The following is a 23,123-nucleotide window of genomic DNA, read 5'->3' on the forward strand; positions in this document are numbered from 1 at the left end:
CGATGACCCAATTGCCGCCTCCAAAGCTTTCACAGTTGTCCAGGACTTCGGAGCTCTTCAGGAGCTGCCAGAAACCTTTATTCTTAAGGCTCTCCAAGCTCAAACGGGTTTCCATATCTAGATCCCTGCTTATTGTTTGCTTTATCGGCCTGGCATTCTTTATGCTGCTGCCCATTATTTTCTTGTTCAACAATGCCTTTAAACCGATGAATGAGCTATTCTTGTTCCCGCCTACGATTTGGGTGAAGGAGCCGACGATGCGCAATTTCGAGCAGCTATTTTTGCATGCGGGAGCAGCTGTCGTGCCATTTACCCGTTATTTATTCAACAGCGTCATTGTCGTTTTTCTTTCGCTTGTTGTTGTCATTCTGGTCAGCACGATGGCGGGATATGTACTCTCCAAGCACCGATTTCACTTCAAAGGCCTCATACTATCGATGATTTTGCTGTCGCTTATGTTTGCGCCCGAGACCGTAGCGATCCCCCGATATCTGATCGTAAGCAGCCTCGGTATTACAAATACGTACCTGGCTCATATATTGCCGTTTATTGCTTCGCCGGTAGCGGTGTTTCTGATGAAGCAATTTATTGATCAGATTCCGGATGCGCTAATAGAAGCCGCAAAACTCGATGGAGCGAATGATTTGTATATTTTTACGCGTATTATGATACCGCTTGCGGCCCCTGCGGTAGCAACAATATCGATTATAACGTTCCAAGCGGTTTACCTGGATATAGAAGGCTCAACACTATACACGACGAAGGAAACGATGAAGACGATCGGCTTTTATGTGTCGAGCCTGACGATCAATCTTCAGAACAGCGTGGCCGGTCAAAATATGGCGGCAGCGGCGGCGCTGTTGATGTTTATTCCAAACCTCATCATGTTTCTCCTGTTTCAGCGCAAAATGATTCAGACGATGCTGCATTCGGGGGTGAAATAAATGAAAGGACGAATCTCATTGAAGCTGCTAGTTACTTGCTTTGCAGGGCTGCAGCTTGCTATGGCGACTTTATTTCCGCCGAAGGCTTCGGCCAGTCTGCCTTATTCAACCTGGTTTATGGATCAAGAGACAAATCGGGCGATCAGGATTCAACCGATTTATGTACCCGGACAAGTAATCGGTTACACAGATATCGATGTGCCCTTATCGGAGCCAAGCGATCTATATATCACCGCCGATGATCTGGTTTATGTCGCAGATACCGGGAACAACCGTATAGTGGTGTTCGATCAGCAGGGGCGCTACCTCCGTTCGATTGGTGAGGAGGGAAGTGAAAGCGAGGGCAGCCTGAATGCGCCGGAAGGTGTATTTGTTACCGGAGATGGTATGATCTACGTGGCCGATACGGGCAATAAACGGGTGGTCGTATACGAAGCGGAGGGGCAATTTGTTCGCGCCTTCAATAAGCCGCAATCGTCTCTGCTGCCTGAGGGATACTTCTATGTGCCAACCAAGCTGGTTGTGGATCATAGGGGCGTCATGTACATCGTGAATAAAGATTCCTATCAGGGGCTGCTGAGGATGAACGGGGAAGGCCAGTTCACAGGCTTCTTTGGCGTTAATAAAACCCAAATTGATTGGCTGACACGGTTGAAGCGGTCGATTCTTAATCAGCATCAGCTCGATCAAGAAGTGGCCAAACGTCCCGGGGCGATTTCTAATGTGACGTATTCTACCGATCGCTTTCTACTGACGACCAGCTTCGGCGTTGACAAAGGCCAAATTAAAAAGCTGAATGCCGGCGGTGTGGATGCTTTTTTAAATAAATCCTTTTACGAAAGCAAGCTGGTGGATACCGCAATTGATTCGGATCGTTTTTTGTATAGCATGAACAGCGAGTCGGGAGAAATATCAGTCTATGATCCTTATGGCCAAGTGCTTCTGTACTTCGGGGCTTCGGATAAATTGGCACATCAGCATGGCATTGTCAATTATCCGACAAGTCTGGGGGTGAACAGCAAGAAGGAGCTTTGGGTTGCCGACAGCAGTTTGAATGTCTTGCAAGTTTTTAAACGGACTGCTTTCGGAGATAGCTTTCTGACAGCGGTGAAGCTGTATACGGAAGGCAGCTACGAGCAAAGCAAACCCTATTGGGAGGAAGTGGTGGAGCAGAATGGCATGATGAATCTGCCCTACAAAGGTTTTGGGGAAATTGCCTTGCATGAGAAGCGGTATAAGGAAGCAATGGACCACTTTCGGGATTCATTCGACGCTGCCGGCTACTCCGAAGCTTTCTGGAACATCCGCAATAACTGGATACAAAACAACTTATTTTTTGCTGTAGTACTACTAGCTATATTCGCTCTACTTTTACGTTATTTTTTCAAGCGTATCAGGAGGTTTGTCAAAGGGCGGGCGTGGCCGGCCTTTGCCATTCAGTATGGAAGGGAAGCCAGGGACGCATGGTACATGCTGCTTCATCCGTATGAGGGCTTCTACCGTCTGAAAGAGCGCACCATATCGTGGGCTATGATTTTGACGATCGTGCTGCTTGCAATAGCCGTCCGCTTGCTTTCTATCTTCAAAATGGGGTTTATCTTTCATCCCTATGATTTGAGCAAGGTGAACTTGCTGCTGGAGGTTTGTCTGCTGCTCGTGCCATGGACAACTTGGATTATAGCCAATTATCTCGTCAGTGCCGTGAAAGGCGGCGAAGGACGGTTTCGAGAGGTGCTACAGGCAAGCGTCTACGCCCTGGTGCCTTATATCGTACTAATGCTGCCAGCTATCATTCTATCGAACATCGTAGTACTGGAAGAGCGAATTCTGGTCGATGCGATCACTCAGGTCATGTGGATATGGATCGCGATCCAATTTTTTATTATGAATCAGGTCATTCATAACTTTGATTTCCTAGAATCGCTGAAAATTGCAGTTATTACTCTCCTTACTATTGCAATCATCTGGATATTCACTGTTATTTTATCGGGCCTGAGTTTTAACCTGTTTGACTTTTTGAAGCAAATTTACCGGGAGGTGACGTTCTATGGCTGATCCGAATGTTAATCGGTATGTTGAAAACGTGCATCGTCCACTGAAATGGTTGCAGCTATGGCCACGGAAGCCTAGGCAGCGGTTATTTGTCGTACTGCTTCTACTGGCCGCTACTTTGGCGGGCGTAATCGCCTGGGGGAATCGGGATACTTTGCCAGGGCTGCGGGAGATGGGCATCTCTGAGCGTATGGAACACTTTATTCCGCTGGCGCAGGGCGAAGCCTGGTTGCCGAAGCAGCTTAATGAGAATGGCTTTGCGACCGTTACTGAAAATTCTAGTTTTACGCTATTCTTTGCGCCTGACACAACCCAGATTGCTGTGCTGGATAAAACCAGCGGTTTTCTGTGGTGCAGCAATCCCTCCAAGGATCAACTAGCCGCAGAAACGGTTAAGGGCATGATTCTTTCGAATCTGGAATCGCCATTTGTACTGGAATATGTGAGCGCGGGCAAGGCGCAACGAAATATGACGAACGCCTTGGAGGAGAATGTGGACAAAACAGCGATTCTAACGGAGCAGGGGGTTGAGATTACCTATCACTATCCCAAGCTCTTTTTAACGTTTGCCATACGTTATGAGCTAACGGAACATGGACTGGAGGTGACCGTTCCGACGCAGGGAATTAAAGAAAATGGCGACAATTATTTATTCTCCTTGCAGCTGCTGCCTTATTTCGGGGCGGTTTCGGGCACAGAAGAGGAAGGGTATCTGTTTGTTCCGGACGGTCCGGGCGGACTTGTCTACTATAACGGCATTCGACCTCCTTCCGGCAACCGCTATGATTATATGATTTATGACGATGACCCGGCCAATCTACAGGAGAAGAAGGTTCCGCAGGAGGCGATTGCTTACCCCGTATTCGGCATCAAGCGCGGGGATCAGGCTTATGCGGCTATTGTCAAAGACGGCAAATATACGACGCGTATTACTGCAATGCCAGCCGGCGTTCAGACCAGCTACCACTCCATCGGGGCGAAGTTTGCTTATCGAGAGGAGTATTGGCGCAAGGTCAGCATGATGGCCCAGCCGGTCAATTCCGTGCAGAAGGAGCGTATCCGCCAAGATCGGGTTATTGAATACCGGCTGCTATCCGGGGAGAAGGCCGATTATAGCGGGATGGCGGCTGCCTATCGTGATTATTTGCTTCAGACGCATCAGCTGCCTAAAGAAGTGACACCCTTTGAGCATATTCCGCTTCAATTAGGTCTTGTGGGCGGAGGTACAAAGGATGCGTTCGGCGGCAGAAGCTATGTACCGACGACAACCTTCGTGCAGGCCGAGCAGATGATAGCTGAGCTAGTCTCCGAGGGAGTCGCCAATATGACTATTGTCTATGAAGGTTGGCAGGCGGGCGGCACCGGGGAAACGGATCGGCGCTTTCCTGTACAGCAAAAGCTGGGAGGAGCAAAGGGGTTGCGGCAATTTACGACTGGCATGCAGCAGCGGGGATTTCCAGTCCTGTTGAAGGATTCTCTCGCTTCAATGAAAATCGACGCGACACAGCTTTCCATGAAAACAGAAGGTATCCGCAGCATCGATACCACGGTATTTCAGACGCGCGGAGGCACCTTCCTGCTGAAACCTGAAACAGCTGTCCGAACAGCCAAGGATACGATTGATAAGCTGGAGAAGCTGGGGGTGAACGGACTTCTATTTGATGGAGCGGGCAGTACTGTTTTCCGCGACTATGACGATGGAGGAGTCCAACGGGAGGACACGGCTCATCTGTACAAGTCGCTGTTGGCATATACGCAAGAGCGGCTCGGTTTATCCTCCACTGGGCGCGGCAACGATTATAGTTTGGTTGCGAGCGATTTGCTCACCAATTTCCCACTGGAATCGAGCTACGATTATTTCGTGGATGAGACAGTTCCTTTTTATCCGATGGCGGTACACGGTTTTGTCTTGTATTCCGGTAAAGAAGGCAATTTCCGCAACGAGTACGACAAAGAGATGCTTAAAGCGATCGAATATGGAGCGATTCCATTCTTCCGGTTAACCTATACTCGCAGCCGCGAGCTTAAAGGAACGCATTATGAACATGTGTACAGTAGTGAATACGGGGTTTGGAAGGAGCGGGTCATCGAGGAGTATAAGAAGTTCGATCAGTTGGCGCCACTGCTCCATCTTCAGATGGTGAAACATGTCAAGCAGGCAGAGGGCGTCTATACGATGACCTATGATGATGGGAGCCGGGTGACTGTCGATTATAACGGCAGCACATTCAAGGTGGAGAAAGGAGGGGCTTACCGTGAGTAGGCAAAAGGGATATTGGAGCTTCCGCTTGAAAGATTACGGTACCGGATACCTGTTTATGCTGCCATGGGCCATCGGTTTTTCGGCGTTTGTTGGCTTTCCGGTGGGCTGGTCATTATTCAACAGCTTTAATAACGTTCGTTTGACCAACGACGGCTTTATATATGAATGGGTTGGGCTCGAAAATTTCCGGCGTGTGCTAACGGAGGATAACATCTATCCGATCCAACTTCTTACCTATTTTCAAGAAATGTTGCTAATCATACCGCTTATCCTCATATTCTCATTTTTTGTATCACTGCTGCTGAATCAGAGACTTCCCGGCAGGTCGCTGATTCGGGCCATCTTTTTCCTTCCGGTTATTTTCGCCACGGGACAGGTATTGATGGAATTGTTCGGTCAGGGGGCAGGTAAGCTGCCGTTTATTGCACAGTATAATCTTGACGGGGTGATCCGGGAATTCGTGGGGCCGAGAATCGCCGAGCCGTTGCTGAATGTGCTTAGCAAGGCAGTTATTATTTTATGGTATTCGGGCGTGCAGATTCTAATCTTTATTGCGGGCTATCAAACCATCTCCCGTTCCGTATATGAAGCCATCCGCATTGACGGCGCAACGCCGTGGGAAAGCTTCTGGAAAATAACACTGCCGGAGATGGTTCCATTTATTGGGCTTAATGCCATATTCACAGTCGTAGATTTATTCACCTTTCCTTTCAATCCGGTGATGTATACGGTAAGAGATAATATGTTTCGCCCTCAAACGGGATACGGTTACGCAAGCGCGCAGGCTTGGATGTATTTCCTACTCATTCTATTCCTGCTGGGTGCGGTGCTCTGGATAACATACCGTTCGGTAATAAAGCGGGGAGGCTTCCGATGAAAATTACAGAGGGCTATTACCAGGTTAAAATGAATATCAGGCAGTATATGCAAAGCCGGCAGGCGGGGCGAGTGAAAAAAGTGCTCCTAGGACAAAATCTGAACGACGGTTGGCTGGCAAAAGCGCTCATCTATTTTTTGCTGGCTGTCATTACTTTTTTATATTTACAGCCACTATTTTATATGATGTCTACTATGATTAAATCGGTGAGCGATCTGATTGATCCGGTCGTCCAATGGATTCCGCGCAAGCTCCATGGCCAAAATCTGGCCGATGCATGGCGAGGACTTCACTACCCTGAGGCTTTCACGAACACGCTTGTTATCGCTCTGTCGTGCTCGCTTTTGCAAGTTATATCTTGTGCAATCACGGGCTACGCGTTGGCGAGGCTGCGTTTCCCGGGGAAGGCGGCGGCTTTTGTTTTGATTATCATCACATTTATGGTTCCGCCGCAAATTACGATCATCCCGATGTACACGATTTTCGGTAAGCTCGGCTGGCTGAACACCCCGCTGGTATTCATTATTCCGGCTATGTTTGCCCAGGGGCTGCGAGGAGCGTTATTCATCATTATATTTCGCCAGTTTTTCCTGACCCAGCCGAAAGCGTTGGAGGAGGCTGCCAAAATGGATGGGGCGAGCGCATATCGTCTGTTTTTTCGCATTATGCTGCCGCTGGCTCGCCCGGCCATCATTGTCGTTTTTCTGTTTTCATTTATCTGGTACTGGAATATGTATTATGAACCTTCGATGTTTCTTAATAAGGAGTTTTTACCTTTGTCGTTAAGGCTTAACCTGATGCAGCAGGAGCTTATGGGCAATAGCGCGATTAACTTCAATGCAGGCGTAGGGAAAGATCCGATTTCGGAAGGACCGAAGATGGCCGCGGCCTTTCTCATTATTTTGCCTCCCCTTATTATCTATACATTTACACAACGCTGGTTTTCCGAGGGAATTGAGCGTACCGGGCTTGTAGAGTAAAAAACGATTACCACGCTGGCATCCTGAGGAATACAATCGATTATAAACAATCCAAACCATATGAAACGGCTGCCGGGCTTGCTTTTTTGCCTTCGGCAGCCGTTTGCAACTTACAGCCTTGGATGCTTGCTTACGGATTTTTAGAGGCGGATAAGGACGTTGAAGCGAGGAAAAATGTATGTAAAAAGGAAAAGGAAGTCAATAAAATGCAAACGCTTTCTTACGGAAGGGGTTTTCAGTAGAGAAGTGAGCGTATAAAAACAATAGGATTTGCAAAGACGTTGCCAGGCTCTCTCTGTAGACTAAAGGTATAAAGGAGAGGGGGCGTAAGTTATTAAACCGAACAAACATTAAGGAGGATGCGCGCATGAATAATGAAGAGGGACAAACAAGCAAGGTCATCAGCAGACGAAAGTTGCTGACCGCGCTTGGAGCGGGGGGATTGGTTTTTATGGCGGGTGGTTGTATACCTTTGTCATCTGGTACTTCGTTATCGACGTCAACCTATTTAAAGCTGAATCAATCAGATCCGCTGACACCTAATGATGTCAATGGGAATTTCGACCGTATTGATTCTGAATTTGGCGGTCGTGCCGTAACGCCCGATTTTTACAAGGTGGGCACTGGTCCTGATGATACGGAAGCTGTACAGGCGGCATTTGATTCTGGCAAAACCGTAATTTTTACTCGGAATTACTATGTTAGATCCGTAGAAATGAAGGGGGATGTGCAAACGATTGATTTTAACGGGTATTTTCTGATCGGAATTTCGCAAGGCAGCCATTCGGAGTCCGATAAAGATGCGATCTTGAAAATAACCGGCATTTATTTGCATTTGCATAATCTTAAAATTGAAGGCCAATTTAATACCAACTACAAAGCAGCCATTCATTGGTATTCGCGACCTGGCCATGCGCATTCTGGTTATGTAAATATATTCGGCTTGTTTATTCGAAACATCCTGGTTGGCATTCAGTATGGAGCCTGGCTTGACGATCCCAACCCATATGATACTTCGCAAAGTGAAAATTATTTGTATGGGTATGTCACAAGAGGCACACAGAACTGCCTAATCAGCAACCAACCCAACGGATTTTTGAAAATTTCAGGGAGCACGCTGGACTGCCATGAGCGAGAGTGGTCGCTGATGGAAGGCAATCCTTTTCAAAAAGCAGAATCTTATTTGATTTATTGTAAAATTGGTCAGGTTTCCGTGGAAGATAGTGAGCTTCTGAAAGTGATAGATTTGGAAGGCTGCGGGATCAAGGGGAAAAACATTATCATAACGAACTGCGTGATGGAAATGCCTTGTACATGGGTAGTGGCCGAGGGCGATGTATCGATTGATGGCGTTCACGGCGGATTTATGGGGGGCGATTCCGGGTTGCCTATGTTTGAAATCGCTGCCAATGCAGAAGGTTCCTTACGCCTCAATCATATTAGAATGATCAGAAGCGCTGGCGTAGGCGGTTATCTTACCAATTATATGATTTCTGGTTTGAACGGGGCGCCGCATTACCACGTCAGCATTGGTGGGTGCGATTTCGGGGATTGGAATCCGCAGAAGATTGCCATACCTAAGGAAAGAAGCCGGATTTTTGTGACCGATTCCCACTTTACTTATACGCAGGGTAATCAATTGAAACGATATACGATTCATGACAAGCGAGAATATGCTAATCTTCTCTCCTCCGTAGACACAACTGGAGAGAATATGGCTACAACGCATAATACGGATGAAAAATCGGGCTGGATCTGGACGAATGTGCATGGCTTTGGAACATACTTTTGCAAATCGAATTCCGATCTTCCCGAGGGGTATAGCAGTTCTATCGAGGTTTGTGCATCAGGTGAGGCATATATTCTTTCGAAGCCTTTTACTTTGGCTGCCAATGCAGAGGCAGTCTTTCAGGCAAAAGCGAGAATTAGTAATGGTTCTGGGCAAGCAGGCATCCGAATCGTCTGGTCAAAAGCCGATGGTACAGCTTCTTCCACATTAGAAACTAGATTGATCGGAACAGATGACATGACTGCGGGCTGGTCGGATTTCATGGTCCATGTAAATATTCCGCCAGACGCTGCTTATGGGAGGATTAAAATAACGGCTGAGGCGGGATCCACCTTTGTTACAGGGATGGAGATGTACACGAGAGTAGACAATCATTACCGGAATTCATTGATTAATGAATTAAATAGGTCGCTTGATGTAGCAGGAGAAGGTATTATTCTCAGGGCGCCCAATGGCAACCGTTATAAAGTGACGATCGACAATGGCGGCAATTTGGTGGCAGCAAGTTATTAATCCACTATTCAAAAGGGGTGTTAAGTATGAAGAGGAAGGTTTTGATTTGCCAGTTACTGACGGTAGCGTTAGTATGTCTAATGGTTATGACGGCCTGTTCGAAAACAGATTCCAATATAAATAACGCAAATCCTAAAGAAACTGAACAAACCGGACAAACGAATCAAGAAGAAGTTGATGTTGATCCTCCCAAAGAGGAAGAAGAGCACGAGCCGGTCACTTTGAAATTGCTGGCTTGGCATGTAGGGGCTCATCAAGAATTATTTGATATGTTTCATGAAAAGTATCCATGGATTACAATCGAAGTGGAGGAGTGGGGCATTGATAAAGCTATAGCCATGCAGGCGGCCGGCGAACCCGCGGATTTAGTGTGGATAACAGGGTTGAGTCCTTGGCTGAAGGACGGCATGTTGGAAGATCTGACTCCCTATATTGCGAATGACCCCACCATACAAAATGCAAAGATTATAGATGGCTTTCTGGAGGCATTTAAAACACCGGATGACAAGCTTTGGGCGGTTCCGTATACCGCGATATCGGAATGGATTGTTGTCAATAAAGATTTGCTCAAAAAACATGGCATGGAAATGCCTCCCTATGACTGGACTTATGACGATATGCTGGAAATGGCCAAGAAGGCTACAGATCCTGCTGCAAATGAATATGGCATTTCCTATGACTCCTTGATGGCTTCTCATTTTAATTGGATTTTGCCTGTTGCTAACGGTCATGCACCTAATTTGCGGTTCTTCAATGAGGAATTGTCTCAAAATTTATTGAACACGCCTGATGTGTTGGCCGATATGAAGTGGTTGCAAGAGTTAACGACTAAGTGGCATGTTCGGCCTAGCGATGAAGAAGCAGAAAAGCTTGGTTGGGAGAAAGCGAATAACTTCCTAACCGGAAAGGTATTGTTTACGCTAGGCGCAGATTGGGTTATTCCAGGCTACAATGAGCTGGCCACTTTCGACTGGGATGTGTTGCCGTTGCCAAGAGGCAAAGAGAAACAGGTAACTGTCCAGCTTCTTGGACCGATCGCGATGCTAAGTGCATCCAAGAATAAGGACGCAGCGTTTAAATGGATCAGCTTCCAATTTGAACTAGAGGCACAGAAGTGGAATGTGAAAAATGGCTCCAATACATTTGTCATTCATCCTGATATTGATGATGAAATTGACCGGACTCCGACATGGAAAGGAAAGAACACCGAAGTTATCAAAATGACCAAAGAAATGTGCTGTTACTTGCCGGGACCGACCATTCCAGACTTTGATGAATTCCAAAACATTGATGCGGCATTGTTTGAAAGCATGTACAAAGAATTCGATATTACATCCCTTGTTTCCCGTGTAGATAAATTTAATGAAAGCACAATGAAGCTGAGAAAAGAAATGGGCTGGTAGGCGAATGGATTTCAGCTCTTGCATCGCCTTTATATGCTGCGGTGCAAGAGCTGCTTTTTGATGCTCGGTTCCTGTCATGATGAGGGGATTTTATGCTCTATTCGCCATTGGGAGGGGCTTTTGCCATACGTTTGTTTAAATAATCGGCTAAAATAATGAATGCTTTGGTATCCGATCGTATAAGAAATTTCTTCCACAGTCAAATTGCTGTTGGCCAGGTAGCTTATCGCAGCTTTCATTCGCAATCGGTTTAGAAATTGAAAAGGGGTTTCCCCTTGATACCTTCTAAACATTCGAACTAAATAGGAAGAATTAAAATGGACTCTTTCGGCGAGAGTTTGCAGGGTGATGTTATCCCAGTAGCTTTCTTCCATCCAACGGACTAGCATTTCAACGGTTTCTTTGGTAGAAGCGATCCGCTTGTTAGTCGGAGCGGGTATATTGTCACCGAGTTTATCATAAGAACTCAGCACATGTCGGGTTAAAGACAATATGGTTGCTAGATCAGAATGCGCCATTTCATGAATGATATCCGGATGTTGCTGTACCCAGTCGGCGCTCAGCAATGCAACCAGTGCATTCATGCGCTGAAATAGATTGTCAATTAGGGGGGGCTTTTGGACTGATGAGCACTGAAGATTATTCCAGATCATACATTGGTGCGGCTGTGGAAACGACGCATGTGCATTATCCTTAAGCTCCCAATAAGCATAGCTGTATTGCTTGGATATATGTATCAACTGATGAAACGTATTAAGTGGAATTAGAATTAAAGCTGGGCCTGTAACTTCATACCTATGATCAATACTGTTTAGCTGCACTTTTCCTTCAATTATATATAGCATCTCATGGTGATCCGGGTGGATAAGTAGCGGAGAAAATTCGGGAGCCTGTACATGATGAGCGGAAATGCTAAGGTCGCTGACGAAATTGTACATACGGATGTGCACTTAATCATCTCCCTAGAGTGGTTGTTGAATTTGTTCGAAATTATACCATGCGAGTCTTCAAGTAGCTACTACCAAATTTAAGATTCAAAGGAACACTCGCTATTCAAGAAGTGGAGGTTATAAGATGGCTGGTATTGGTGTTTCCGGTATTGTATTGCTTGCGTTGATCTCGTTGTTGTTCTTCGGGCCGAATAAACTTCCTGAACTGGCCAAAGCGTTCGGGCGCACGATGCGCGAATTCAAGAAAGGCGCCAACGAATTGTTGGACGATCAGAAGCAGGCAAGCCGTGTAGACGTTTCCCTGGAACAACAGGAGCAGTTGAAAGCAGAACGGCGATTGCCGGATTAAGTGAAATTGTCATGATCCCATTTGAAAAATAAAAAGAAGCAAGGAGCGTTATGGATGAAAAAAGATGGATATACCGGCCCATGGGATGTTGATCGGTTAATGCAAACGCCGGAGATCACATGGGGGGTGACGGAGGAGCATCCCGGGTTTATAGTGCGTCAGTTTTGTTATAACAACGAGATTTATGAAGGGAAAGCGACAAAAGTGTTCGCTTATTATGCTGTTCCTAACCGCGCAAGAGATAATCTTGTTCCGGGAGTCGTTCTTGTACACGGCGGAGGAGGCAAGGCATTCTCCGAGTGGGCGGAGCAGTGGGCAGAGCGCGGTTATGCGGCGATTGCAATGGATCTAACTGGCAGAGGCGCCGATGAAACAAGGATGCCGGAAGGCGGTCCAGACATGACCGACGACACCATGTTTCACGATATTTCCAAATCCGGGAGCAAATTAACGGACATGTGGAGCTACCATGCCGTGGCGGCGGCCGTACGAGCCGTCAGTTTTTTGGCTAATCAGTGTAATGTCGATCCTGCCTGTATCGGAATGATGGGGAGTTCATGGGGAGGTTACGTCACGGAAATCGTCGCGGGGATCGAGTCTAGGTTGGCTTTTGCCATGCCTGTCTACGCTGCGGGATATTACATGGAAGGGTCTTGCTGGCAAGAAATTTTGCGGGGGATGAATATAGAACATCAGCAAAGATGGAACGCCGCTTTCGACGTAAGCCAATACATAGGGCAATCCGAGCTTCCGATGCTTTGGGCAACCGGCACGAATGACCCAGCCTTTTATTTGAATGGCTGGCAGAAGACATATCGGGAGGCTAAAGGAACGCGAACGCTCAGACTTCTCCCCAATTGGGAGCATGATTATAACAGGCCTTGGTCGACCCAAGAGTTCTTCGTCTATGCGGATTCGTTCGTGAAGGATGAACCCCCGCTTTTACGGGCGACTTCATCCGGCCAATCGGGAACTGAGGCTTGGGCGTATTATGAAGGGAACCGCACTGTACAGAGCGTACATCTTCTTTATACAACCGAATCCGGGCCGTATACTTCAAGAAATTGGGATCTTATGCCAGCTAAGTTTGAAGCTCGCGAAATGAAATTGATTTGTTCTATTCCGGATCATTCTACTGCATACTGTTTCGTTATCGAAGATTCGAATGGATTAAAGACCAGTTCCGATCTCGTTGAAACTGATGGAAATGTACACTTTTAAGCGCGGAATCTTTTTCAAAACGCTGTTGGGATTCATCTTGATCCTTGTCCCTTTTTTTATTATCAATGCTTTCATTCATCGATCCGGCGTCGATATTATACGCCAGCAAATAACAGCAGTCATGCAACAAAAGGTCGATTATTTGGCCAGCTCCCTGGATGCGGAGTTGAATCGTATCGTTCAGCTGCAGATGCAGTTCAATAATGATTCCGATCTTCAGGATTTAAGCATACGTTCCGACTCGCTTCGAGATTACGAAAAGATCAAGCTGATCAACGATGTGTATTCTAAAATATCCGCGTTAGCTTCATCCAGCCGTTATATATCCGAAGTGTTCGTATTGATGCCGAATTTCCAAAAACGTCTGTCCTCTACTTCTGTATTAACGAATCTGAACACTGGTGAATATGAACGATATAAGGATCTCGCCTCAGGTACCTCGAATGTGAAGAAGGACGGTCAACATTATTACTTATTAAGCGGTTATCCGGCTGGAACAAAAACGCAATATTTGATCGTGGTCGAGCTTTCTCCATCGATGATCGGCACCAGCTTAGGGGAAAGATCCTTGATCGTGGATACTGTAAGCAGCTATCAGTTCCCCTCCATAGAGGGGAACTCCTTTGTTCGCGAAGAATTGGGAAATGATCCGACTTTAATTTCGATCGCGAAGCCCCTTTCCTTCACGAACTGGTCGCTGATCGTCTATGATCGGCAAGATCAGTTGCTACAGCCGCTTCGCAAGTTTACAGTATGGAATTACATGTTGTGGGGTTTGGCATTGATCGTCATCGTTTCGTTTTCCTATTTGTTGATCAAGTTTATTCATCAACCGTTAAGGAAGCTCGTTCAAGCTTTCAGGATGGTTGAGAATGGTAATTTCAACTTGAATCTCCAGTATCGCAAGAAGGATGAGTTCGAGTTTCTATATACCAGATTTAATAGCATGGTAGGGAAGCTTAAGGTTCTCGTTCACGAAGTCTATGAACAAACGATTTACAGGCAATTGGCAGAGCTTAGGCAGTTGCAATCTCAGATCAACCCGCACTTTCTGTACAATAGTTTATATATTCTATATCGAATGTCGCAGGATAAAGACTTTCAAGGCGTCTCCCACCTGTCGAGACATCTGGGAGATTACTTTAAATATATTACGCAGAATAATCACGACGACCTTATCACATTGGATAAAGAAATCAAACATGCAAGCAGCTATGCATCGATACAACAAATGCGCTTCGGAAATCGAATATCTTTCCAATGGGAATTACCGGATGATGCGGATCAGGCAGACTCGATTTTTCATCGGAAAGTACCGAGATTGTTCATTCAACCGTTGATCGAGAATGCGGTTGAGCATGGCCACAAACATACTGTCAAAGAGGGATGGGTTCGAATTATCTGTAAGGACTATGGGAATTACATGGAACTCCATGTGGCGGACAACGGGATAGGAGGGGGAGCGGAATATATCGCCGAGCTGCAAAAAAAGATTCATGCGGGACAGTGCGATACTAGCCATGCCTTAATTAATGTGCATAAACGGCTGGTGATCCTATTCGGACCGGCAAGCGGACTTCAATTGCAAAGCAACGAGTATGGTGGTTTGACGAATGTTATTACGATCTATTGGGAAGGAGCGATATCATGATTCAATTCATGCTGGTTGATGATGAATCGATTATCGTGGATAGCTTGCATCGCTTGTTAGAAGGGCAGGAGAATTTGCCGCTAAAAGTATGGAAAGCTTACTCGGCCGATGAAGCACTCGATTTGATCAACATAATCGAAAAGACGGAGGCGCAAGGAATCGACATTCTTATGACGGATGTCATGATGCCCGGCATGAACGGCTTGGATTTGTCCGCAATGATCAAGAGCCGATTTCCGGAACTGAAAACGTTGTTTCTCTCAGGATATTCCGACTACACATACTTGCAGACCGCTCTGCACCAAGAAGCCTTCGATTATTTACTTAAGCCTGTGGACGACGAGACCGTGATCGAAGCCGTGCGCAAGCTATGCGGGATTATTGAAGAGGAACGTCGATTGAAGGAACAGGAAAAGCAGATCGGGATGAGGTTGAAACAAGCTCAGCGTATGTTGAACGACGAATTGCTGAAGGAGCTTCTGGAGAAGCCGTTGACGCCGCAACAGCTGGCTGACAAGGAAGAAGCGTATGTACAGGCTTCGCTGAGCGTAAATCGATGTTTCATTCTGTTGAATGGAAAAGTCGATCAATGGCCGCTAACATATACCGAGATCGAGAAGATGCGGCAGCGGGAGATGATCATGGAACTGATGGTATCCATGCTCCAACCTCAATGCAGCATTGTTCCCTATAACGGTTCTCGACATCTGGTATGGCTGCTCCAAGTGAAGAGGATGGATCATGACAGCGTAACCGATGATTTGTCGCAACTTCACTGGTATTTAAGCGAAGAGCTGGAACGAGTGCAGTCCGTCATTCAAGAGCGAATGGGGCTGTCGTGTTCATTTGTAATATCCGGCCATGAAGTCAAATGGCTGCAAATTGGCGATGTGAATCGAAAGATGGGGGAACTGCTGGATCGAGCCATCGGATTGAAGAGCGAAATTATGCAGGTGGAGCACGCGGGAGAAGCTATGTCCCGCTACCAGGATATCCAGTTGCAGTCTCAGGAGATAAAGAAGCAGCTGCTTGCGTTAAGAGGATTGCTTGAAGCAGGTGAGTTCCTGGCCTTCATGAACGAATTGCGCAGTTTTTTCGAGACGATTCGGAAATCCGTATTTCTGACGTTCGAAAGGCAATCGGAAATATTCATCACGTTGGCCGGCCTATATCTTTCCTATATGAACTCCCGGCAAATGACAACCGAAGTCGGAATGAAACTGGACTTAACCTATTTAACCAACTTCAACAAACATACAGATTGGCAGTCATTCGCGGACTACTGTGTGCGGCTTGCTGAAATATTATTTCTAATCGTCGGAGATGACGCCAAGGAGCAAAAGCAGGAGATCGCAGAGAAGGTCGACAACTACATTATCCAAAATTTAAGTCGGAATCTAACTTTGCAGCAGCTCGCTGATCATGTACATCTAAGCAAATTCTACTTATCCAGACTGTATCATTCTCAAAGAGGATATCCAATCTATCAGAAAATCAAAGAGCAAAAGCTGAATCGCGCAAAGGAATTGCTGTTGCAGGACGACATCAAAATCAAGGATGTAGCTGCCGAATTAGGCTTTGAGAATGTACCCTACTTCACGACTTTCTTCAGGAACAGCCTGGGGATGTCACCCAAGGAGTATAAGCAAAGCTATCAGTCATAGGATTCTCGGCAATAAATTATAAAGAGTGCAAGGGATTGCCGTAGTTGCGGCCATATTGCCATATTACAATAATAACAAGCTTGGATGCCCAATGTTTGTTATTTTTCTACTTGAGGAGGGTCAAAAGGATGTCGAACAAAATGTGTAAAGGTGAGAGTGTTGTATTCGTTGGGCAAACGCCGCAGAAGCTTCGCCATGGAAATGTGGTTCGTTGTTTAAGCGTCAGTACCGGTCAAGGGTCGGATCATCCGAAAGATGTGACCTATATGGAACAGGAAAACTTCGTGATTAATTATGAAGCCGGGACGATTGCACGAACGGAGAATAGTTCCATTCCAGATTGGCGTGGTCATGTCGTATATGGCAAGGAAAGTTTTGACCATCGGGATTACGCGGATTGCAGCAACCGAAAGTTCACTGTTTACGTGGATTATGAATATATCGAGGAGGCCGAGGAAGCGCAAGCGGATTGCGCGGATGCGGCGGGCGAACAACTGCGGCGGGTTCGAACAAAAATAGCGGCGGGCGAAGGCATTCGTTTTGTTGTTTTCGGTGACAGTATAAGCGCAGGCGGCGATGCGAGCCGCGATGAATATGCGTTCTATCATTTGTTTGCTGGCGAACTGAGAAATCGTTTCGAGGGGACAGAACTTGAGGTTGTCAATCGTGCGATCGGCGGCGAAACCAGCGTGGACGGATTAAAGAGGTTTGAAGATGACGTGATCGCGCCTCGACCTGATATTGTCAGTATCGGATATGGGATGAACGATCAGTGCACGATGAGCGAGCAGATCAGGAATGGAGTTCCTCCAGGTGAATTCGAACGAAATATTCGGCAGATGGTTACTCGTATCCAGGAAGCAACGGGGGCAGACATCATATTGGTTACGCCGTGTGAATCGAATCCGCTGTGGAAGCATACCAGCGGAGATTTAGCGATCTATGCGGATATCCTCAAACGGATTGGCAAGGAATGCAACGTTGCGGTTGCAGATGTACATCGGTTATGGAACGAAGAGCTGCGTGCCGGTAAGACGCATGAAAGTCTGCTGCTCAACAATATCAATCATCCAAATGATTATGGGCATCGCATTTATTATGAAGCTTTCGTTCCACTGATTCCAGCTGTACCTTCAAATAGTCGCTAGGATTCAAAGTCAGAATAAACGATCCGCACTTCAACAACGCCAGTTTTCTAAATATGAGGGGGACGAGCATGTGATAAGAATCGCTGTAATTGGTTATGGCAATCAGGTGAGCAGATTAATCGGAATTTTACAGGAAAGGCATCCCGAATGCCGCATCGCTGCGATCGCGGATATGCGGAGCTCGGCTATCCGGCAGTCGATGCTCGAAGCAGGGACTGACTGCTCGGCGATTCGTTTCTTCGACGATGCCGACGAGATGTTGCAGCAAGGAGAATACGATGGCGTATTCATCGGCACCCGCTGTTCGCAGCATGCAAAGATGGCGTTAAAGGTGATGGACAGAGGGATTCCTCTTTATCTGGAGAAACCTGTTGCCACATCGATAGATGATTTGATGCGTCTACGGGATGCGCATCGGAGAATGAATAGTCCGGTCGTCGTTTCCTTTCCACTGCGCGTTACATATCATACGCAGCTTGTCAAGGAAATTATCGCATCGGGCAAAATCGGTACGGTTGAACATGTTCAGGCCGTCAACAACGTTTCGTATGGATCTATCTATTTCCATCATTGGTACAGGGATGAGCTTGAGACGCAAGGGTTGTTTCTCCAGAAAGCGACTCATGATTTTGACTACATCAATGATGTGTTGGGTCTGAAGCCTATCCAAGTATGCGCGATGAAATCGAAGCAAATTTTCAAGGGTAATAAACCTGCAGGGTTGAAATGTGTCGATTGCGAAGAACAGGTGACTTGCCCCGAGAGTCCGCAAAACTTGCTGCGTTCTGGCGAAGGTCGACATGGGGAATATTGCGGGTTCGCGATCGATACCGGCAATGAGGATTCGGGCAGTGCTCTGGTTCAATATGAATCCGGCATGCATGTCAGCTATTCGCAGAACTTCTTTATTCGCAAGCAAGCTGCCAGGCGCGGAGCGCGATTCATGGGCTACAAAGGCACGGTGGAATTTGATTGGACCTCGAATGAGGTGAAGCTGTTTATGCATCATACGCCTCGTGTCGAGACGTATACCATTGATACGGCTGCATTCGCAGGTGGCCATGGCGGCGGGGATTCGGTACTTATGGACAACTTTGCAGCCATTATGAGGGGAGAAACCATGGAATCTGTCGCCCCGCTAGAGGCGGGATTATCGAGCGCATTGATCTGTCTGAAAGCGAAGGAATCCGCGGTGACGGGCACCTTCCAGCAGATTGCATGGCCTGATGAACGGTTAGTTGCAAATGCGTTGGAAGTGAGCAATAAATGAGAACTTTGACAATCGAATAGCGTTGTTGGAAGTTGAGACAACGCTTACAATTATGAATAACGGGACAGATTTTATGATGGTGGCCACTGATCATAACCCGGCGTTTACCGGACGCATAAATAACATAACATGCCTGGGGGTATTCAATTGTCAAAGGGTAGAAGACATGTTTTAACAGGAATGGTTGCTTTGCTCGCCGTAACGTTAACCTTAAGCGCCTGTTCGACGAATAATACGTCGTCCAATGGAGAATCCGTTTCACCTCCAGCGACTGGGCAGAATAACCCAGTTAATGGTGAAAGCTCGGCTGCAGATGAAACAATCGATCCGTTGGGCAAATACGATCCGCCCATCGACCTGTCCGTAGTGCGATCGACAGAATGGTTGACTTTCGACGATGAGAACACGATCGACGATAACATCTGGTATGACGCTTACTTACGTGACTTGGGTATTAAAGTCAGCAATATGTGGACCGTGCCAAGCGGCGAGGCCTTTCAAAGCAAATTAAACGTATCGATTTCCTCCAATGATATTCCGGATCTCTTGAACGTCAACGCAATTCAGCTTAAGACGCTTGTAGAGGCCGGTATGATCGAGGATTTAACGGAGATTTACGAGAAGTATGCAAGCGAAGACCTCAAGGAAATTATGGGTCAGGATAACAATCAGGCTATCCATTCATCAAGCTTCGATGGCAAGATGTATGCCATACCGGCACTGACACCGGCGATCGGAACGCTTAAGATGTTATGGATTCGCCAGGATTGGCTGGATAAATTGAAATTGCAGCCGCCTCAGACTACAGAAGAAGTATTACAGATTGCGCGGGCATTCACGAATGATGATCCTGATGGAAACAACAAAAAGGATACGTATGGTTTAAGCGTTAACAAGGATATCACGAGCATGTGGAACGCACCTGGCGTGGACGGATTATTCCAAGGGTTCGGCGCTTACCCCGGCTCATGGATTCAAGATTCAAGCGGCAAAGTTGTATATGGAAGCATCCTTCCGGAGATGAAGCCGGCCCTGCAGATGCTGAATCAGATGTACAAGGAAGGGCTGATAGACAAAGAGTTCGGCGTACAAGATTCGACGAAGGTATTTGAGTCGCTGAACGCCGGCAAAACGGGTATGTTCTACGGAGACTTCGCCTCTCCTATCTATGCGAACAAGGATACGATTCTTAACGTGGACGGTGCGGTTTGGAATGCCTATCCATTGCCATCGGTCGACGGGACACCGGCGAATGCCTATCTTGGATCGACAGCGAGCTCGTTCTTTGTGGTCAAGAAAGGTTACAAAAACCCGGAGGCTGCCGTAAAGCTGGCAAATTATTGGGTGCATACTCAGTATGTGGATGTTGATCGGAGTCTTGGACAGAATGCCGAGACCGGCGTTGCTTATTACCCTTATGCGATATTGTCTTTCTCGCCTCCGCTTATTCATCTGAATATATACAACGAAGTGATTCAGGCACTCAAGGACGGCGATACGTCAACGATCTCAGAAGACTCGCAAATTAAAATCGAATCGATCAAAGCCTACCGTGAAAATCCTAAAGACGTCGGGGGATGGTTGACGGATCGTATATTCGGAGCAGGTCATAGCGCCTTGGAAGTCGTAGCTTCGTATTTGGACAATCATTTATATGTAAATAATGCGTTGAACGTCCCGACAACGCCAACGATGAGCGAGAAGATGTCTACTTTGAACAAGATGGAAATTACCATGATGACTAGAATTATTATGGGGGATGTAGGCATCGAAGAGTTTGATAAATTTGTTCAGGATTGGAACAGGCAGGGCGGGGAGCAAATCACAAAGGAAGTCAACGAAATGAATTAATCCACATCCGTGCGCCGATGTGCTGGATGTCATGTTAGGGGGGGATATTTGATCCCCCTTATACTTTGCAGGAAGGAAACGATGAAATGAAAAGCAATCGTTGGAAGCGCAATCTGCCTCTTCATCTCATGATTATACCTGGCGTGATCCTTATTTTCTTATTCGCCTATATTCCGATGGGCGGAATTGCGATGGCTTTTCAGAAGTTTATCCCGAACCGGGGCCTTTTTGGATCCGAATGGGTGGGATTTGCCAACTTTGTGTACATGATCAACATGCCGGATATTTACGATGTAGTCAAAAACACCGTAATTATAGCAATGTCGAAAATTGTTTTGGGGCAAATTGCAGCCATAATGGCCGCATTGTTGCTTAATGAAATGCGCAACATAAAGGTTGTCCGAACTGTGCAAACGCTCATCTATATGCCTCACTTTCTTTCCTGGGTCATATTGGGCGGTATACTCGTAGATGTTCTTTCAACGAATGGCGGAATAGTGAATCAGTTGCTTGGGGTGTTTGGAATTGAGCCTATTTTCTTTCTAGGCAGCAACAGCTGGTTTCCCATTACCCTGATCGCGTCTGACATTTGGAAGGAATTTGGCTTTTCGACAATTATTTATTTAGCTGCGCTAACTTCCATCAATCCGTCGCTTTATGAGGCTGCTTATATCGACGGAGCCAATCGCTGGAAACAAACTTTGCATATTACTTTGCCGGGGATTGGTCCGATCGTGGTGCTTCTTGCGCTGCTTAGCCTTGGCAATGTACTTAACGCAGGTTTCGAACAAGTTTTTATGTTATACAGTCCACAGGTATATCGCTCTGGCGACATTATCGACACGATGGTGTATCGAATCGGGTTTCAGGATTTTCAATATGGCGTCTCGACGGCTGTTAATTTGTTCAAATCCGTCATCAGCATGGTGCTGATCATCATCTCATATCGATTGGTATATAAAATTGCCAACTACCGCATCTTCTGAAGAAAGGACCAGGATTATGGTAGAACCAAACTCCCTATCGCGCAAACTATTTCATGCAGCAAACTATTCCTTCATGATCGCGTTATCTTTATTTTGTTTGCTGCCGTTTATTCATATTTGGGCGATCTCCTTCAGCGATTCGGCAGCAGTCAACGGGGGGCTTGTTAAGCTGTGGCCGGTCGATTTCAATTTGGATGCCTATTCTTATATTTTAGGCGATTCCAAATTTGGCTCTGCGTTCTGGATTTCCTTGCAAAGAACCGTTCTCGGAACCTTGATCAATGTATTGCTTTGCGTTCTTGTCGCCTATCCGCTGTCCAAAGAAAGCACCCATTTTCCAGCTAGGAGCGTCTACGTTTGGTATTTTATGATGACGATGTTCATAGGTGGGGGACTCGTACCGAATTATATGACGATCAAAGCATATGGTTTGATCGATAGCCTATGGGCGCTTATTTTACCCGGAGCCGTATCCGTTTATTTTATCGTTCTCATGCTCAATTTTTTTCGCGGTTTGCCGAGGGAACTGGAGGAGTCGGCATTCGTTGACGGCGCAGGTCATTGGACGATCCTATTCAAGATCTATATGCCGCTTTCGCTGCCCTCGATAGCCACGATTTCCCTGTTTGCAATGGTAGGACATTGGAATGCGTGGTTCGATGGTCTGCTTTATCTGAACCGTCCGGAGAATTATCCGTTGCAGACCTTCTTGCAGACGATCATTACTCAACCCGACATGTCCAAATTACATGATGTATCGCAAATGATGAATGTGACGACTCGAAATGTGAAGACGGCGCAAATCTTCGTCGGTATGTTGCCGATCTTGCTGGTGTACCCATTCCTGCAGCGGTTCTTTATAAAGGGAATTGTCGTAGGTAGCGTGAAAGGCTAGACAAGGATTGGCAGCTCCGCTGAATGAATGCATCTCAATATCATAGGGAAAATGAAGTCCCCTTATTTAGAAAACCGTCAGGGAGCGAACTTATCTCTGACGGTTTTTTATTTGGGACAGTTAGCCGTTTAGTCGATGAAAGTCGAAGCGAAAGTCAGTATAGTGCAAACGTCTTATCGCAAACGCCGTTCGAATGCCCCAATGATGGTCAAGTCATACGAAGCATAACAATAAACTCTGCAAAGACGCGGCTTTGTTACCCAAGTACAATAAAACTAAGCTAGAGGCATTTAGCCGAATATATGCTGGGAGGAACA

Annotated in this window: 17 protein-coding genes; 16 read left to right on the forward strand and 1 reads right to left on the reverse strand. The window is 46.5% G+C overall.

Annotated features, from left to right (window positions below; all coding sequences use genetic code 11):
- The first annotated feature begins 2 nt into the window (after positions 1–2).
- The 7 genes from KJW29_RS08115 to KJW29_RS08145 all read left to right on the forward strand — a co-directional run bounded on the left by KJW29_RS08115 (position 3) and on the right by KJW29_RS08145 (position 10,821).
- Positions 3–944 (forward strand): carbohydrate ABC transporter permease, encoded by a 942-nt coding sequence (locus tag KJW29_RS08115; protein ID WP_214629374.1) that lies wholly within the window; start codon positions 3–5, stop codon positions 942–944.
- Positions 945–2,999, forward strand: coding sequence for a YIP1 family protein (locus KJW29_RS08120; RefSeq protein ID WP_214629375.1), 2,055 nt, complete (start codon positions 945–947; stop codon positions 2,997–2,999). It begins immediately after the preceding gene.
- Positions 2,992–5,259: a DUF5696 domain-containing protein gene (locus tag KJW29_RS08125; RefSeq protein ID WP_214629376.1), complete on the forward strand. Its 2,268-nt coding sequence runs from the start codon at positions 2,992–2,994 to the stop codon at positions 5,257–5,259. The genes KJW29_RS08120 and KJW29_RS08125 overlap by 8 nt, the downstream gene beginning before the upstream one ends.
- Positions 5,252–6,136 carry a carbohydrate ABC transporter permease gene (locus KJW29_RS08130; protein WP_246608638.1) on the forward strand — a complete coding sequence of 295 codons (885 nt, stop codon included), beginning with the start codon at positions 5,252–5,254 and terminating at the stop codon, positions 6,134–6,136. The genes KJW29_RS08125 and KJW29_RS08130 overlap by 8 nt, the downstream gene beginning before the upstream one ends.
- A complete protein-coding gene (locus KJW29_RS08135; protein ID WP_214629377.1) occupies positions 6,133–7,116 on the forward strand; it encodes a carbohydrate ABC transporter permease in 984 nt (327 codons plus the stop codon). The genes KJW29_RS08130 and KJW29_RS08135 overlap by 4 nt, the downstream gene beginning before the upstream one ends.
- Before the next feature lie 367 nt (positions 7,117–7,483).
- The gene (locus KJW29_RS08140; protein ID WP_214629378.1) at positions 7,484–9,418 is read left to right on the forward strand and encodes a hypothetical protein; all 1,935 of its coding nucleotides are present in this window, start codon (positions 7,484–7,486) and stop codon (positions 9,416–9,418) included.
- A 26-nt stretch (positions 9,419–9,444) separates the two neighbouring features.
- The gene (locus tag KJW29_RS08145) at positions 9,445–10,821 is read left to right on the forward strand and encodes an ABC transporter substrate-binding protein (protein ID WP_214629379.1); all 1,377 of its coding nucleotides are present in this window, start codon (positions 9,445–9,447) and stop codon (positions 10,819–10,821) included.
- 74 nt (positions 10,822–10,895) lie between these two features.
- On the opposite strand, the gene KJW29_RS08150 is transcribed toward KJW29_RS08145, so the two are convergent.
- A complete protein-coding gene (locus tag KJW29_RS08150) occupies positions 10,896–11,771 on the reverse strand; it encodes an AraC family transcriptional regulator (protein WP_087572110.1) in 876 nt (291 codons plus the stop codon).
- Between the two features lie 124 nt (positions 11,772–11,895).
- Here KJW29_RS08150 and KJW29_RS08155 point away from each other — a divergent pair, with 124 nt between their 5' ends.
- The 9 genes from KJW29_RS08155 to KJW29_RS08195 all read left to right on the forward strand — a co-directional run bounded on the left by KJW29_RS08155 (position 11,896) and on the right by KJW29_RS08195 (position 22,806).
- Positions 11,896–12,120, forward strand: coding sequence for a twin-arginine translocase TatA/TatE family subunit (locus tag KJW29_RS08155; protein WP_214629380.1), 225 nt, complete (start codon positions 11,896–11,898; stop codon positions 12,118–12,120).
- 54 nt (positions 12,121–12,174) lie between these two features.
- Positions 12,175–13,341: an alpha/beta hydrolase family protein gene (locus KJW29_RS08160; RefSeq protein ID WP_214629381.1), complete on the forward strand. Its 1,167-nt coding sequence runs from the start codon at positions 12,175–12,177 to the stop codon at positions 13,339–13,341.
- 121 nt (positions 13,342–13,462) lie between these two features.
- Positions 13,463–14,992 carry a sensor histidine kinase gene (locus KJW29_RS08165; protein ID WP_214629382.1) on the forward strand — a complete coding sequence of 510 codons (1,530 nt, stop codon included), beginning with the start codon at positions 13,463–13,465 and terminating at the stop codon, positions 14,990–14,992.
- Positions 14,989–16,656, forward strand: coding sequence for a response regulator transcription factor (locus KJW29_RS08170; protein ID WP_214629383.1), 1,668 nt, complete (start codon positions 14,989–14,991; stop codon positions 16,654–16,656). The genes KJW29_RS08165 and KJW29_RS08170 overlap by 4 nt, the downstream gene beginning before the upstream one ends.
- Positions 16,657–16,784: 128 nt before the next feature.
- Entirely contained in the window at positions 16,785–17,804 is a 1,020-nt protein-coding gene (locus KJW29_RS08175) for an SGNH/GDSL hydrolase family protein (RefSeq protein WP_214629384.1), read from the forward strand.
- A 70-nt stretch (positions 17,805–17,874) separates the two neighbouring features.
- Positions 17,875–19,074: a Gfo/Idh/MocA family protein gene (locus tag KJW29_RS08180; RefSeq protein WP_246608639.1), complete on the forward strand. Its 1,200-nt coding sequence runs from the start codon at positions 17,875–17,877 to the stop codon at positions 19,072–19,074.
- Between the two features lie 147 nt (positions 19,075–19,221).
- Complete coding sequence (locus KJW29_RS08185; protein ID WP_214629385.1) at positions 19,222–20,925, forward strand: extracellular solute-binding protein; 1,704 nt, start codon at positions 19,222–19,224, stop codon at positions 20,923–20,925.
- 86 nt (positions 20,926–21,011) lie between these two features.
- Positions 21,012–21,911 carry an ABC transporter permease gene (locus tag KJW29_RS08190; RefSeq protein ID WP_214629386.1) on the forward strand — a complete coding sequence of 300 codons (900 nt, stop codon included), beginning with the start codon at positions 21,012–21,014 and terminating at the stop codon, positions 21,909–21,911.
- A 16-nt stretch (positions 21,912–21,927) separates the two neighbouring features.
- Complete coding sequence (locus KJW29_RS08195) at positions 21,928–22,806, forward strand: carbohydrate ABC transporter permease (protein ID WP_214629387.1); 879 nt, start codon at positions 21,928–21,930, stop codon at positions 22,804–22,806.
- The last annotated feature ends 317 nt before the right edge of the window (positions 22,807–23,123 follow it).

Origin of the sequence: Paenibacillus agaridevorans (assembly GCF_018604145.1) — a bacterium.
GTDB classification, from domain to species: Bacteria; Bacillota; Bacilli; order Paenibacillales; family Paenibacillaceae; genus Pristimantibacillus; species Pristimantibacillus agaridevorans.